Source organism: Kitasatospora sp. NPDC057015 (assembly GCF_042673745.1).
Classification (GTDB): Bacteria; Actinomycetota; Actinomycetes; order Streptomycetales; family Streptomycetaceae; genus Kitasatospora.
Genome location: NZ_JBHUSG010000002.1, coordinates 1 through 14,162 on the forward strand (window position 1 = coordinate 1; position 14,162 = coordinate 14,162).

General features: G+C 75.6%; 11 protein-coding genes. 5 read left to right on the forward strand and 6 right to left on the reverse strand.

Annotation, left to right across the window (positions count from 1 at the left end; all coding sequences use genetic code 11):
• Nucleotides 1-486 precede the first annotated feature (486 nt).
• Together ACFTWP_RS01960 and ACFTWP_RS01965 are read left to right on the forward strand one after the other, a co-directional pair.
• Nucleotides 487-1,653 (forward strand): exonuclease SbcCD subunit D, encoded by a 1,167-nt coding sequence (locus ACFTWP_RS01960; protein ID WP_380261625.1) that lies wholly within the window; start codon nt 487-489, stop codon nt 1,651-1,653.
• 106 nt (nt 1,654-1,759) lie between these two features.
• Nucleotides 1,760-4,852 carry an AAA family ATPase gene (locus ACFTWP_RS01965; protein ID WP_380261627.1) on the forward strand — a complete coding sequence of 1,031 codons (3,093 nt, stop codon included), beginning with the start codon at nt 1,760-1,762 and terminating at the stop codon, nt 4,850-4,852.
• A 51-nt stretch (nt 4,853-4,903) separates the two neighbouring features.
• Here the strand turns inward: ACFTWP_RS01965 and ACFTWP_RS01970 are convergent, their stop codons facing one another.
• Nucleotides 4,904-5,107 carry a hypothetical protein gene (locus ACFTWP_RS01970; protein WP_380261629.1) on the reverse strand — a complete coding sequence of 68 codons (204 nt, stop codon included), beginning with the start codon at nt 5,105-5,107 and terminating at the stop codon, nt 4,904-4,906.
• 162 nt (nt 5,108-5,269) lie between these two features.
• Here ACFTWP_RS01970 and ACFTWP_RS01975 point away from each other — a divergent pair, with 162 nt between their 5' ends.
• On the forward strand, nt 5,270-5,824 hold the full coding sequence (locus tag ACFTWP_RS01975) for a DUF1990 family protein (protein WP_380261631.1): 555 nt from the start codon (nt 5,270-5,272) through the stop codon (nt 5,822-5,824).
• A gap of 188 nt (nt 5,825-6,012) precedes the next feature.
• On the opposite strand, the gene ACFTWP_RS01980 is transcribed toward ACFTWP_RS01975, so the two are convergent.
• Both ACFTWP_RS01980 and ACFTWP_RS01985 read right to left on the reverse strand, forming a co-directional pair.
• Entirely contained in the window at nt 6,013-6,435 is a 423-nt protein-coding gene (locus ACFTWP_RS01980) for a YjbQ family protein (RefSeq protein WP_380261633.1), read from the reverse strand.
• Between the two features lie 245 nt (nt 6,436-6,680).
• Nucleotides 6,681-6,947: a hypothetical protein gene (locus ACFTWP_RS01985; RefSeq protein WP_380261635.1), complete on the reverse strand. Its 267-nt coding sequence runs from the start codon at nt 6,945-6,947 to the stop codon at nt 6,681-6,683.
• Between the two features lie 856 nt (nt 6,948-7,803).
• Between ACFTWP_RS01985 and ACFTWP_RS01990 the strand changes: the two genes are divergently transcribed.
• Nucleotides 7,804-9,999 (forward strand): CDP-glycerol glycerophosphotransferase family protein, encoded by a 2,196-nt coding sequence (locus tag ACFTWP_RS01990; protein ID WP_380261637.1) that lies wholly within the window; start codon nt 7,804-7,806, stop codon nt 9,997-9,999.
• 75 nt (nt 10,000-10,074) lie between these two features.
• Here ACFTWP_RS01990 and ACFTWP_RS01995 read toward each other — a convergent pair whose 3' ends face one another.
• Nucleotides 10,075-10,287 (reverse strand): EF-hand domain-containing protein, encoded by a 213-nt coding sequence (locus ACFTWP_RS01995; protein ID WP_380261639.1) that lies wholly within the window; start codon nt 10,285-10,287, stop codon nt 10,075-10,077.
• Nucleotides 10,288-10,577: 290 nt separating this feature from the next.
• Here ACFTWP_RS01995 and ACFTWP_RS02000 point away from each other — a divergent pair, with 290 nt between their 5' ends.
• On the forward strand, nt 10,578-11,246 hold the full coding sequence (locus ACFTWP_RS02000) for a lysophospholipid acyltransferase family protein (protein WP_380261641.1): 669 nt from the start codon (nt 10,578-10,580) through the stop codon (nt 11,244-11,246).
• An 82-nt stretch (nt 11,247-11,328) separates the two neighbouring features.
• On the opposite strand, the gene ACFTWP_RS02005 is transcribed toward ACFTWP_RS02000, so the two are convergent.
• Nucleotides 11,329-13,161: an ABC transporter ATP-binding protein gene (locus ACFTWP_RS02005; protein ID WP_380261643.1), complete on the reverse strand. Its 1,833-nt coding sequence runs from the start codon at nt 13,159-13,161 to the stop codon at nt 11,329-11,331.
• A 170-nt stretch (nt 13,162-13,331) separates the two neighbouring features.
• Nucleotides 13,332-14,105, reverse strand: coding sequence for an SDR family NAD(P)-dependent oxidoreductase (locus ACFTWP_RS02010; RefSeq protein WP_380261645.1), 774 nt, complete (start codon nt 14,103-14,105; stop codon nt 13,332-13,334).
• Between the last annotated feature and the right edge of the window lie 57 nt (nt 14,106-14,162).

The following is a 14,162-nucleotide window of genomic DNA, read 5'->3' on the forward strand; positions in this document are numbered from 1 at the left end:
GCGACACCCCGGTGACGCAGGCCGTGGCCACCCTCGGCTGAGCCCTCAACACACGTGTCCGGAACGGCCGCGGGCCCCCCCCCCCCCCGGGGGCGGGGGGGCGGGCCCCCGGGGCCGGGGGCGGCCGGCGGGGCGGCGGTGCGGGGCGGACCGGCCGAACGGAGCCGGTCGGCGGTACTGGACGGGTCGGCGGTACTGGACGGGCTTGGACATGGGCCCTCCCTCTGCACTCGGACACTGTTGCGGGTGCCCTCGGACGCTGTTCCGGGCCTGGTGCCCGGGCCGTGCCACCGCGCCCCGGACCGGCGGCACGGCGGACGGCACCGACGACCCGGAGGACCCGGGTGACCGGCGGTCGAGAACCTACACAGCGTCACTGACAATCGACCGAGAGCGACCGGCGCAGGTGCGTCGGGAGGCCGGCGGGCCGGCCGGGGTGCCCGAAGCGCCCCGAGTTGTCGGTGCCGGGGGTTAGGGTCGTGGACCATGCGACTCCTGCATACCTCCGACTGGCACCTCGGGCGCTCCTTCCACCGGGAGAGCCTGCACGACGCCCAGCGCGCCTTCCTCGACCACCTGGTGGCGGTGGTCGAGGCCGAGCGCGTCCAGGCCGTGCTGGTGGCCGGCGACGTCTACGACCGCGCGCTGCCCGGGCTGGAGGCGGTCGCCCTGTTCGACGAGGTCCTGCACCGGCTGGCCGCGCTCGGCGTCCCCACCGTCTTCATCAGCGGCAACCACGACTCGGCCCGCCGGCTCGGGGTCGGCGCCGGCCTGATCGACCGCGCCGGCATCCACCTGCGGACGGACCCGGACGGCTGCGCGACGCCCGTCCTGCTCGCCGACGAGCACGGCCCGGTTGCCGTCTACGGCCTCCCCTACCTGGAGCCGGCCCTGGTGCGCGAGCGCTTCGGCCTGGACCGCGGCGGCCACGCGGCCGTCCTGGGGGCCGCGATGGAGCGGGTCCGGGCCGATCTGGCCGGGCGCCCGGCGGGCACCCGCGCGGTGGTGCTGGCCCACGCCTTCGTGACCGGTGGCGCGGCCAGCGACAGCGAGCGCGACATCGCGGTCGGCGGGGTCGCGAGCGTGCCGCTGTCGGTCTTCGACGGCGTGCACTACGCCGCCCTCGGCCACCTGCACGGCTGCCAGACCCTGGCGCCGCACGTGCGGTACAGCGGTTCCCCGCTCGCCTACTCCTTCTCCGAGGCGGACCACCGCAAGTCCCTGTGGCTGGTCGACCTGGCCGCCGACGGCTCGGTCGCCGCCGAGCGGATCGACACCCCGGAACCGCGGCCGCTGGCCCGCCTGCGCGGCCGGCTGGAGGAGCTGCTCGACGATCCCCGGCACGCCCGCCACGAGCAGTCCTGGGTGCAGGTCACGCTGACCGACCCGGGCCGCCCGGCCGAGCCGATGGAGCGGCTGCGCCGGCGCTTCCCGCACACCCTGCAGCTGCTCTTCGAGCCGGACGAGACGGAGGCCGGCCCGGCGCACTCCTACGCGGCCCGGGTGCGCGGGCGCACCGATCTGGAGATCGCCGAGAGCTTCGTCCGGCACGTCCGCCCCGGCAGCGCGCCGGACCGGACGGAGCTGGACTGGCTGCGCGAGGGCTTCGAGACCACCCGCGAGAGCGCCGACCGACGGGCGGAGCAGCCGTGACCGCTCCCGCATCCCCGCCCGCGGCGCACCGGGCGGCCACCCGCGCCGGGGCCGACCCGGCCCGGTGCCGGCGCTCCGCACCCCACCGTCGGCAGGAGCCGCCCCGATGAGACTGCACCAGCTGACGGTCACCGCCTTCGGCCCGTTCGCCGGTACCGAGCGGGTCGACTTCGACGCGCTCTCCGCCGGCGGCCTCTTCCTGCTGCGCGGCGCCACCGGCGCCGGCAAGAGCAGCGTGCTGGACGCGGTCTGCTTCGCCCTCTACGGGGAGGTGCCGGGGGCCCGCACCGCGAACCGGCTGCGCAGTGACCACGCCGATCCGCAGCAGCTGACCGAGGTCCGGTTGGAGCTGACCCTCGGCGGGCGCCGGCTGGAGATCACCCGCCTGCCCGAGCAGCTCCGCCCGAAGAAGACCAGGGCCGGCGGCCTCACCAGGGAGCGCGCCCAGACGCTGCTGCGCGAGTGGGTGGCCGACACCGGCGACGGCACCCCCGGCTGGCGGGCGGGCAGCAGGTCGCACCAGGAGACGGGCGAGGAGATCCACCGCCTGATCGGGATGAGCCGCGAGCAGTTCTGCCAGGTGGTGCTGCTGCCGCAGGGCGACTTCGCCCGGTTCCTGCGGGCGGACGCCGCCCAGCGCGCCGAGCTGCTCGGGCGGCTGTTCGACACCCGCCGGTTCGGTCAGGTCGAGAGCTGGCTGGCCGAGCGCAGGCGGGCCCAGGAGGCCGCCGTCCAGGACGGCCGGCGCCGGCTGCGGGACCTGGTCAGCAAGGCCGAGCAGGCCGCCGGCCCAACGGCCGAGCCGGCCGCCGGCTGGGTGCCCGAGGACGACGAGTCCCCGGGCGCGTCGGCGGACCTCGTCTCCGGTGTGCTGGCCTGGGCCGCGATCCTGCGCGGCGGGGCCGCCGAGCAGCTGGCCGTCGCCGACGCGGCGCTCGCCGGGGCCGAGGCCGGCCACCGCGAGGCCCAGGGCGCGCAGGAGGCGGCGGACGAGCTCGCCGAGCGCCAGCGGCGCCACCGCGAGACCGTGCTGCGCACCGCCCGGTTGACCGAGCAGGAGTCCGCGCTCGCGGGTGACCGGGCCCGGCTCACGGCCGCGCAGGCGGCCGTCGGCGTCGAGGCCGTACTGCGACTGCGGGAGGCTGCCGCGCAGGCCCACGAGGCCGCCCGCCGGGAGGAGCACCGCCACCGCGGGGAGCTCGGCCGGTTCCCCGCCGGCCGGGGCCCGGCACCGGCCGATCCGGCCGCGGTGCCCGACTCCGGCCCCGCGCTGGCCGGGGCGGAGGCCGAGGAGCTGGCGCGCTCCGAGCTCCGGCTGCGCGCCGAGGTGGTACGCCTGGAGGCCGCCGGCGCCCAGGAGCGGCGCTGCGCCGACCTGGTCCGGGAGCGGGCCGGGCTGGCCGCCGAGCGCCGGCAGGCCGAGGAACTGGCGGAGGAGGCCGCCGACTGGCTGGCCGGCTTCGACGCGCGGTTCGCCGGGCTACAGGAGGAGCAGGCCGCCGCCCGGGCGGCCGGGGCGAGGGTCGAGCAGTTGGACGTCCGCAGGGCGGAGATCACCGGTCGGCTCACCGCCGCCCGCCGCCGGGACGCGCTGCGCGAGGAGATCGGCGGCGCCGAGGAGCGGCGGTCGGGGTTGCACGGCCGGTTCCTGGACGCCCGCGAGCACAGCCAGGACGTCCGCGAGCGACGGCTGGCCGGGATGGCCGCGGAGCTCGCCGCCGGGCTGCGGGCCGGCGACCCCTGCCGGGTCTGCGGCTCGCCGGAGCACCCGGCACCGGCCCGACCGGCCGGCGGCCAGGTCCGGCCCGAGGACGAGGAGCGGGCCCGGGCCGCGCAGGGCGAGGCCGAGCAGGCGCTCGCCCTCGCCGACCAGGCCCTCACGGCGCTGCGGGTGCAGCAGGCGGCCGCGGCCGGCGCGGCCGGCGAGGAGAGCGCCGAGACCCTGCGCGCCGCCCTGACGGCCCTGGAGGAGGAGCACCGCGGCGCCCTGCGCGCGGCGGACGCCCTGGGGCAGGTGACCGGGCGGATCGAGCGGCTCTCCCGCCAGCAGGCGCAGCAGCAGGCGCAGCTGCGCGAGGCCGGTGAGCGCGGCGCCGTCCGGACGGCCCGGCTGCAGGCCCTGTGGAGCGAGCAGCAGGAGCTGGAACACCTGGTGGCCGCCGCCCGGGGCGACGCCGCCTCGGTGGCCGAGCGGTCCGCCGCGCTGGCCGGCCTGGCCCGCGCGGTGTCCGGCCTGCTGGGCGCCGCCCGGTCCGCGGCCCAGGCCGCGACCCGCCTGAAGGAGGCGGAGGAGGAGCTGGCCGGCGCCGCCGCCGCGGCCGGCTTCCCCAGCGCGCGGGAGGCCGCCGCGGTGCTGCTGCCGGCCGCCGAGCGGGAGGCGCTGCGGGCCCGGCTGGAGCGGCACCGCGACGAGCTGGCGGCCGTCCGGGAGCAGCTCGCCGCCCCGGAGCTGGTGGCCGCGGCGGCCCGGCCGCCGGCGGATCCGGCGGGTGCCCGGGCGGCGATGCGGGCGGCGACGGACCGGCTGGCCCGTGCCACCGCGGCCCGGCACGCCGCCGGTGAGCGCTGCGCGGACCTGGCCCGGATCGGGCTGCTGCTGGGCGCGCTGGCCACCTCGCTGGCACCGGTGCTGGCGGGCTACGCCCGGATCAGCAGGCTGGCGGCGCTGACGGCCGGCACCTCGACCGAGAACCGGCTGCGGATGCGCCTGGAGTCGTACGTGCTGGCGGCCCGGCTGGAGCAGGTGGCGGCGGCGGCCAGTGACCGGCTGGTCCGGATGTCGGGCGGGCGGTACACCCTGGTGCACAGCGACGACCGGACGGCCGGCGGCAAGCGCTCGGGCCTGTCCCTGCGGGTGGTGGACGCCTGGACGGGCACCGAGCGCGACACCGCGACGCTCTCCGGCGGCGAGAGCTTCTTCGCCTCGCTCGCCCTCGCCCTCGGCCTGGCCGACGTGGTGACGGACGAGGCGGGCGGGATGCCGCTGGACACCCTCTTCATCGACGAGGGCTTCGGCACGCTGGACGAACAGGCGCTGGAGGAGGTGATGGACGTGCTGGACGGCCTGCGCGAGCGCGACCGGGCCGTGGGCATCGTCAGCCACGTCGCCGACCTGCGCGCCCGGATCCCCGCGCAGCTGCTGGTCCGCAAGAGCCGGCACGGGTCGACGCTGGCCCTGGTCGGCCGCGCCGACTCCTGACGCCGCCCCCGTCGGCCGGCCCGGTGGTCAGCCCGGCGGCCGGCCCGGCGGTCAGCCCGAGCAGGCGATCCGCTGGGCCTCCTGCCAGGCGCAGACCGGGCACAGCGTGACACCGGGCCGGTCGGCCGGCAGCTCGGTGGGCTCGCCGCACAGGACGCAGTCGGCGCGCCCGCCGACCAGGTCGGGGTCGTGGGTCAGCGCCTGCAGGGTGTCGATCGGCGGCACGGCGCAGATCTGCTCGGTCTCGTCGCTCATGCCGCCTTCCTACTCCGGGCGGTCGGCCGGTGGCAAGCAGGCGCCGAGCGGCCACCGGGCACCCCGGCCGGGCCGGCTCCGCACCGGGCCGCGGCGGCCGGCCTCCCGGCGGGGCCACGGGCCACCGCGGGGCGCCGGGAGGCTCCGGGTTAGCGTGGCGCCATGCCCGTCGACCTCCACGACCGCCTGCGGGCGGCCCGCGCCGCCTCCCCCAGCTATCCGGAGGTCGGCGCGACCCGGCACGCCGCCCTGCCGCCCGGCTACGCCCACCTGCGGCGCCGGGTGCACCTGGGGCACGGCAGCGAGGTGCTGGAGCGGGCCGGCCGCTACGTCCTCGCCTGGGGCAGCCAGCTCGGCACGGGCTTCGCGGTGCATCCGGCCGCTCCGGCGGAGCCCGGCGCGACCGTCCTGATCCGGCTCGGCCTGCCGGGCCTGCGCCGGCCCCGGCTGGTGATCCCCTGCCGGGTGGTCTGGACGGTGCGGGAGGCGAACCGGATCGGCTTCGCGTACGGGACGCTGCCCGGCCACCCCGAGCGGGGCGAGGAGTCCTTCGTGGTCTCGCTGGACGAGCACGGCGAGGTCTGGTTCGAGGTGACCGCGTTCTCCCGGCTCAGTGCCTGGTACGCCCGGCTGGGCCGCCCGGTGGCCCTGCTGCTCCAGCACCTGGCGATCGAGCGCTACCTGCTCGCGGTGGCCTCGGCGGCGCGGGCCCGCTGAGCGGGTCCGCCCGGACGGGCCCGGGGCGGTACCCGGACACCGGACCCGGGGCCGGACCGCGCCCGGACCGCGCCCGGACCGAAGGAGCCGGAACCCCGCCGCACCGGCACCGGCAGGGAACGGCCGGTCGGGAGCCGCCGGTCGGGAACAGTCGGCCCGGAGCAGTCGGCGGGGACCGTCCGGCGGGCTCAGCCCAGGTAGGAGAGCCGCACGGTGCGCCGAGGGTTGTCGCCGTTGGTGTCGACCAGCACCACGGACTGCCAGACCCCGAGGGCGAGCTGCCCGCCGATCACCGGCAGGGTCGCGTGCGGTGCGACCAGACCCGGCAGCACGTGGTCGCGGCCGTGGCCGGCGCTGCCGTGCCGGTGGCGCCAGCGGTCGTCGGCCGGGAGCAGCTCGCGCAGGGTGGCCAGCAGGTCGTCGTCGCTGCCGGCGCCGGTCTCCAGGACGGCGATGCCGGCGGTGGCGTGCGGGACGAAGACGTTGAGCAGGCCGTCCCGGCCCGCCGCGTGCTCGTTAAGGAACACCGCGCAGTGCTCGGTGATGTCGAGGGCGACCTCGCGGTTGCCGGTGGTGATCTCGAAGGTCAGCGTGTGGAAGGTGTCCGCCATGGCGCCATCCTCACCCACCGCGGGCGGCCGGCCCGCACGCCGGGCGTCCGGTCGGGGAACCTTCACGCTCTTCACTCCCGGCGGGCGGACCGTCGACTACCCTTGCGCCCCGCCCGCAGCCGGGCGGGGTACCGCCCTCACCGTCCCGGGCCCGTCTCACCGGCCGGTTCCCCGGGCCGGTGCCCGGGCACGCCGAAGACCCGACGGACCAACTGGTCCATCGGGTCGGTTCCGAAGGGCGCGGGCTAGCCGCGTCCGCCGAAGAGGCTCCGTCGCAGCCGGCGCAGGGGCGCCAGCAGCGACACCCGCGCGGTGCGCCGCGGCGCGGTCGGGGTGCTGACACCGCGGGGTGCCAGCTCCCTTATCAACCCGAGCGCCTCGGCGGCGTCTGCCACCGGGAGTGCGGGCGCGCCGAGCACGGTCAGGTGGTGGTCGATCCGACGGCCGGTCGCGCCGACACCGCACTGGATCGCCGGCACCCGGGGCCGAGTCCGCACTTGCATGTGTTCCATCAGTTTCCCACCCCTACGAGGCGCCAGGGCCGTGAGGCGAAGACTATCCGTGACAGACGGCCTTCGCGCAACCGTCCCGGTGTTCCGCCACCGTATCGTGCGACGACAACTGACGCCTCACCAGGGGCTGTCGCCCCGGTCACGACTGCGCATCGATGGTGGTGCACGACCTGAACACGGGTCCGCCCGGAGCGGGGGCCCCGGCGCCCGGGCCGACGGCCGTACGCCCGGCGCGCGACCCCGGGGTCGGGGCGGGCCGGAGGGGATCGTGCCAGGCCCGACGGGGGTCCGCGGCACCGCGGCGGGGTGTCCCGGCGGACGGTCGGGCGGCGACGCGGCGCACCGGTGGCCGTCCTCGCAGTCTGTGTTTCCGACAATAGCTTCGGAAAGTGAACGCATCAGGGGGATTGACGTGGCCGAAACCTACAAGCAATATCTCTATCGGTAGGGCCGGTGAGAGATGCGCCACCCCGCCCCGTCGATTGAGTTCGACAGGTGAAGAACTTCCGACACCCGCAGTGAGTCACTGTCCGGCCGCCTCGACGCTGCGGCGGCCCGGCTCGGCGCGGTGTACGGATTGGCGGTCGGCCGCTGAGGGTCGGCCGGACCGCCACCAGGCCGCCGGTGCCGCCCTCGCACGGGCGCGGCACCGGCGGCCGCTTCTCTCCCCTCCGCTCCCCTCCGATCCGCCCGCCCCGAAACTCCTGGCCATCGCCCTGTACTGGGTAGAGTGTGCTCGCCGGGTGGCCGGCGCCGGACCCGCCCGCACCTCCCCCAGGCCGTGTCTGACACGGCCCAGCAACCCCCGGTCCGGCCGGAGCGCCGGGCCCTCTCGCGGAGCGCGGAGCCAACGAGCGTGACAGTCCTCCTCAGCATCGTGCTGCCAGTCCACGGCGTGGAGCGGTTCCTCCCGCGCTGCCTCGACTCGATCCTCGGCGGCCCCGACGACGGACGCCTCGAGGTGATCGCGGTGGACGACAGGTCCCCCGACCGCTGCGGCGAGATCCTCGACGAGTACGCGGCCCTGGACTCCCGGCTGCGCGTCCTGCACCTCGCCGAGAACCAGGGCCTCGGCGGCGCCCGCGAGGCGGCCCTCCCCGAGGTCCGGGGCCGCTACGTCTGGTTCGTGGACAGCGACGACTGGCTGCCGGAGGGCTCCCTCGACGCGATCACCGCCGAACTGGAACGGGAGCTGGAGCGCGAGGAGCAGCACCGGGCGCCGGCCGACATCCTGCTCACCGGCTTCACCCACGTCTATCCGGACGACTCCACCGAGCCCAACCCGTGGCGCCACCTGCTGGCCGGCTCGCCCCTGGTGGACGGCGCGACCCTGCGCGAGCACCCGGCGCTGCTGCGCGCGGTGATGTCGGTCTGGAACAAGGTCTTCCGCCGGGAGTTCCTGGAGGGCCTCGGCGTGGCCTTCGGGCGCGGCTTCTACGAGGACATCTCGGTCACCTACCCGGCCCTGCTGGCGGCCGGGCGGATGCGCTACCTGGACCGCTCGTGCTACTACTACCGCCGCGGCCGGCCGGGGGCGATCACCAGCACCGCCTCGCCCAAGCACGCGGACGCCTTCGCCCAGTACGACGCGATCTTCGCCTTCCTGGACCGGCACGGGCTCGACGCGGCCGACCCGCTGCGCACCCTGGTCTTCGAGCGGACGGTCAAGCAGGCGCTGACCGTCTACGACTCCCCCGGGCTGGTCCCCACCTCGATGCGCAAGGAGTTCTTCCGGCGCACCACCGAGCACTTCGCGCGCCACCGCCCGGCCGGCTACCGGTTCCCCGGCGGGGCGACCGGCCTGCAGTACCGGCTGGCCGCCCGGGGCTCGCGCCTCGCCTACGACGAGCTGCGCCGCACCGGCCGGCTGCCGCGCGAGCTGAAGCGCGGGGCCAGGGCGGTGGCCCCGGCGGTGCGCCGCACGGTGCGCAGCAGCGCCCGCTTCACGGCGTACAACGCCTTCCGCCGGCTGCCGCTGGACGAGCACCTGGCGGTGTACGCGGCGTACTGGCACCGCGGGTACGGCTGCAACCCGGCCGCGATCTACGAGAAGGCCCGGGAGCTGGCGCCGGAGATCCGGGGCGTCTGGGTGGTGGAGACCCGGGCGCAGGCGGCCACGCTGCCCGCCGGGGTGCCGTACGTGCTGCTGAACACGCCCGCGTACCTGAAGGCGATGGCGACCGCCAAGTACTTCGTGAACAACGTCAACTTCCCGCACACGATGGTCAAGCGGCCCGGCACGGTGCACGTGCAGACCCAGCACGGGACCCCGCTGAAGATGATGGGCATGGACCTGCGGGACCACCCGGTCGCCGCCGACGGGATGGACTTCGACCGGCTGCGCGAGGCGGTCGGGCGGTGGGACTACCTGGTCTCCCCCAACCCGCACACCACCGAGCACTTCGCCCGGGCGTTCCCGGGCCGCTACGAGATGCTCGACACCGGGTACCCGCGCAACGACCGGCTGGCCACCACCACGCCCGCCGAGGTCGCCGCGATGCGCGAGCGCTTCGGCCTGACCGAGGACCGTACGGCGGTGCTGTACGCCCCGACGCACCGGGAGGGCCGGGGATCGTTCCTGCCGCTGGACGTGGCCGAACTGGCGCGGCGGCTCGGCCCCGAGTTCACGCTGCTGGTGCGGGCCCACTACTTCCTCACCGGCGGGGCGGGCGACCTGGCCGCCGGCGAGGACGCCGCGACGATCGTGGACGTCTCCGGCCACCCGGCGGTGGAGGACCTCTACCTGGCGGCGGACGTGCTGGTCACCGACTACTCGTCGATGATGTTCGACTTCGCCGTGCTGGACCGGCCGCTGGTCGTCTTCGCCCCGGACTGGGAGCAGTACCGGCAGGTGCGCGGGGTGTACTTCGACCTGTTCGCCGAGCGCCCGGGCGCGGTGACCACGGACCTGGACGGGCTGACCCGGGCGATCCTCTCGGGTGACTCGGAGCCGGACTCGCGGGCGCGGTTCCGGGAGCGGTTCTGCCCCTGGGACGACGGCGGCGCGGCCGAGCGGGTGGTGCGCCGGGTGTTCCCGGTCCGCGGGGCCTGACCGGCCCGCCGCGGCGGCGCACCGACGACGCGAGGGCCGGCCCCGGGGCTCCGGGGCCGGCCCTCGCGCGCGGACTCAGCGCTGACGCGAGGCCCAGAACTCCTCGAAGGTGAGCAGGCCGTCGTTGTTGGCGTCGGCGGCCTTGATCACGGACTCGGCGACCGCGACGGAGACGTGCGGGTCGCCGAGCTCCGCCATGACGCGGGAGTACTCGGTGGCCGAGATGAGGCCGTCGCCGTTGATGTCGAAACGCTCGAAGGCCTGACGGGCCGCCTCGATGTCTGCCATGGGATGTGTCCCCTCCTGTGGGTGGTGCTGACTGGCGTACAGTACCGGCCCGCCCGCGCGGCCCCGCCCCGCCCCCTGGTGCACCCTCCCGGGCACCCCCGCGCGCACCGCGCAGGGTGCTCCGGCCGCCGGTCAGCGGCCCTGCGGCGCGACAGGCCGGGGGCGGCGGGAGTGGACGGGCCACGGGGTTGATGTCGTACTCTGCGATCTGATCTCGGCCCGCCGACGAGCCGATCTCCGCCACGCTCACTCCCGGGTGCACGGCCCGGTCATTCGTCCAGGGAGGGACCATGATCAACCTACTCACCAAGCTGGTGCTGAAACCCCTCGCACGTGCGGTCTACCGCCCGGTGATCGAGGGCCTGGAGAACGTCCCGCGCAAGGGCGGGGTGATCCTGGCGAGCAACCACCTGTCGTTCATCGACAGCGTGGTCATCCCGCTGACCGCGCCGCGCCGGGTGCACTTCCTGGCCAAGGCCGAGTACTTCACCGGCACCGGCCTCAAGGGCGCGCTCTCCCGCGGCTTCTTCGAGGCGATCGGCGCCGTCGCGGTCGAGCGCGGCACCTACCGCTCGGCCCAGGCCTCGCTGCAGTCGGCGCTGGAGATCCTGGAGGCGGACAAGGCCTTCGGCATCTACCCCGAGGGCACCCGCTCGCTGGACGGCCGGCTGTACCGCGGCAAGACCGGTGTCGCCTGGCTGGCGCTGACCGCCGGGGTGCCCGTCGTCCCGGTGGCCCTGGAGGGCCCGGAGGAGATCCTGCCGGTCGGCCGGCGCATCCCCCGCGTCCGCAAGGTGACCGTCCGCTTCGGCGAGCCGCTGAGCTTCACCGAGCTGCACGGCCAGGCCCGCTCGGCCCAGGCCCGCCGACAGGTCACCGACGAGGTGATGCGGGCGATCCAGGAGCTGTCCGGCCAGGAGGTCGCGGCGGCCTACAACGAGCTGCCCAAGGCCGCCTGAGCCGGCGTCCTCCCCACCGGCCCGGCGCCGCGCGCCCAGCCGTCCTCCCCTCCCGGGACGGCCGGCGCCGCGGGGTCGGGCCTCAGCGGCGACCGGCCGCGCTGGGCTCCCGGACCCCCACCGGGGCCTCCCGCCGCAGCAGTGCGGCGTAGTGGCCGCCGGCCTCCACCAGCTGGTCGTGCGTCCCCAGCTCGACGACCTCCCCACGGTCGAGCACCACGATCTGGTCCGCCGAGCGGACGGTGGAGAGCCGGTGGGCGACGGTGATGGTGGTCCGCCCGGCCGCCAGCGCGTCGATCGCCTGCTGGACGGCCAGCTCGGTGCGGTTGTCGAGGGCGCTGGTCGCCTCGTCCAGGATCAGCACCGGCGGGTTGCGCAGGATCGTCCGGGCCAGCGCGAGGCGCTGCTTCTCGCCGCCGGAGAACCGGTAGCCGCGCTCCCCCACCAGCGTGTCGTAGCCGTCGGGCAGACCGGCGATCATGTCGTGGATCTGCGCCGCCGCGGCGGCCGCCACCAGCTGCTCGTCGGTGGCGTCCGGCTTGGCGAAGCGCAGGTTGTCGGCCACCGAGGCGTGGAACAGGTAGGTCTCCTGGGAGACCACCCCGACCGCACGGGACAGCGAGTCGAAGGACAGCTCGCGCACGTCGGTGCCGTCGATGGTGACCCGGCCGCCGGTGACGTCGTAGAGCCTCGGCACCAGGTAGCTGAGCGTGCTCTTGCCGGAGCCGGTCTCGCCGACCACCGCCAGCGAGCCGCCGGCCGGCACCCTGAGCTCGATCCCGGCCAGCGTGGGCCGCTCCTGCGCCGGGTCGTACCGGAAGTCGACGCCCTCGAAGTGCACCTCCCCGGCGATCCGCTCCAGGTGGACGGGGGTCGCCGGTTCGGCGATCTCCACCGGCAGGTCGAGGTACTCGAAGATGCGCTGGAACAGCGCCAGTGAGGTCTGCACCTGGACACCGGTGGAGAGCAGGCTCACGGTCGGGCGGAACAGGCCCTGCTGGAGCGAGACGAAGGCGACCAGGGTGCCGATCGAGACGATCGGGGCGCCGCCCGCCGCGGCCATGCCGGCGGCCCAGTAGATCACCGCCGGCATCGCGGCCATCACGATCTGGATGGTGTTCATCCGCCAGCGCCCGGCCATGCTGGCGCGGACCTCCAGGTCGGCGAGCCGGTCGGACTGCTCGGTGAACTCCTGCGAGAGCGATCCGGAGCGCCCCATGGTGCGGCCGAGCAGGATCCCGCTCACCGAGAGCGACTCCTGGACGGCCGAGGACATCAGCGCGAGCTGCTTCTGCCGCTCGGTGGTGATCTTCTTGCGCTCGCCGCCGACCCGCCGGCTGATCCAGACGAAGAGCGGGAGCAGCAGCAGCGAGACCAGGGTGAGGCGCCAGTCCAGCGCCGCCATCGCCACCACGGAGGCGACCACGGCGGTGAAGTTGGAGACCAGGGAGGTGGCCGTGGAGGTGACGGTGGACTGCATGCCGCCGATGTCGTTGGCGATCCTGGACTGCACCTCGCCCGTCCTGGTCCGGGTGAAGAAGGCCAGCGACATCCGCTGCAGGTGCGAGTAGACCGCGGTGCGCAGGTCGTGCATGACGCGCTGGCCGACGGTGGTGGAGAGCAGGGTCTGCAGGACGTTGAAGATGCTGTTGACCACGGCCGCCGCGATCATGCCCAGGACCAGCAGGCTGAGCAGGCCGGTCCGGCCCTGCGGTATCGCGGTGTCGAGCACCGCGCGCAGCAGGAAGGGCGAGACCACCGAGACCACGGCGGAGGCGCCCACCAGCAGGCCGACGACGCCGAGCCGGCCCCGGTACGGGCGGAACAGCGCGAGGATGCGGCGCAGCTGCGCGGGCGGTCGCGGCTCGCCCTCGGGGCGGGCGGGCGGGGTCCAGCCGGTGGTGTCGGGCCTCAAGCGTCGGCCTCCTGGGGGCGCGGGCAGGGTCACGGGGCGATCCGGGACTCAGCATACAGAGAAGAGCTCATAGTTAGCCCAGCTAATAATGAGCCTCGATCTATTCCTGCCGATCCGGCTACCGGTCCGCCTGCCGTCCTACCCGCCCTACCCCCGCCCCGCCCTCGCCGTCACTCCTTGCCGTAGGTCCGCGCCGCCTTCGAGGACACCCCGCCGAGCGCGCCGGACGGCAGCATCCGGGCCAGCGCCACCGCCACCTTGTAGCGCTTGCCGGGGACGGACAGCGACCGCCCGCGGGCGAAGTCGCGCATCGCCTCGTTGACCACCCGCTCGGCGGACAGCCAACCCCAGGACGGGATGTCCGAGGTGCCCATCCCGGCCCGCTGGTGGAACTCCGTCCGGGTGAACCCGGGGCAGAGCGCCAGCATCCGCACCCCGGAGTCGCCGAGGTCACGGGCCACGCCCTGGGTGAAGCTCACCACCCAGGCCTTGCTCGCCCCGTAGGTGCCGCGCGGCAGGAAGGCCGCGACCGAGGCCACGTTGATCACCCCGCCGCGACGGCGCTCGCGCATGCCCGGCAGCGCGGCCGCGGTCAGTCGCAGGACGGCCTCGACGTGCACCTTCAGCATGTCCAGGTCGCCCTGGAGCGGCACGGTCAGGAAGGCGCCCTTGTTGCCGAAGCCCGCGTTGTTGACCAGCAGGTCCACCGGTCGGGAGGCATCGGAGAGGCGCTCCTCGACGGCGCCGATCCCCGCCTCGGTGGCGAGGTCGGCGGTCAGCGCCTCGGCCTCGACGCCGTACTCGGCGGACAGCTTCTCGGCGTACTCCGCCAGCCGCGGGGCGTCCCGGGCGACCAGGACGACGTTGTGTCCGGCGCGGGCGAGCTTGACGGCGAACGCCGCGCCGATGCCGGCGGTGGCGCCGGTGATGAGGGCAGTGGTCATGACCCCGACGGTACCGACTCGGCGGCTCGAAGACACCGACATCCGACCGTGGTCGCC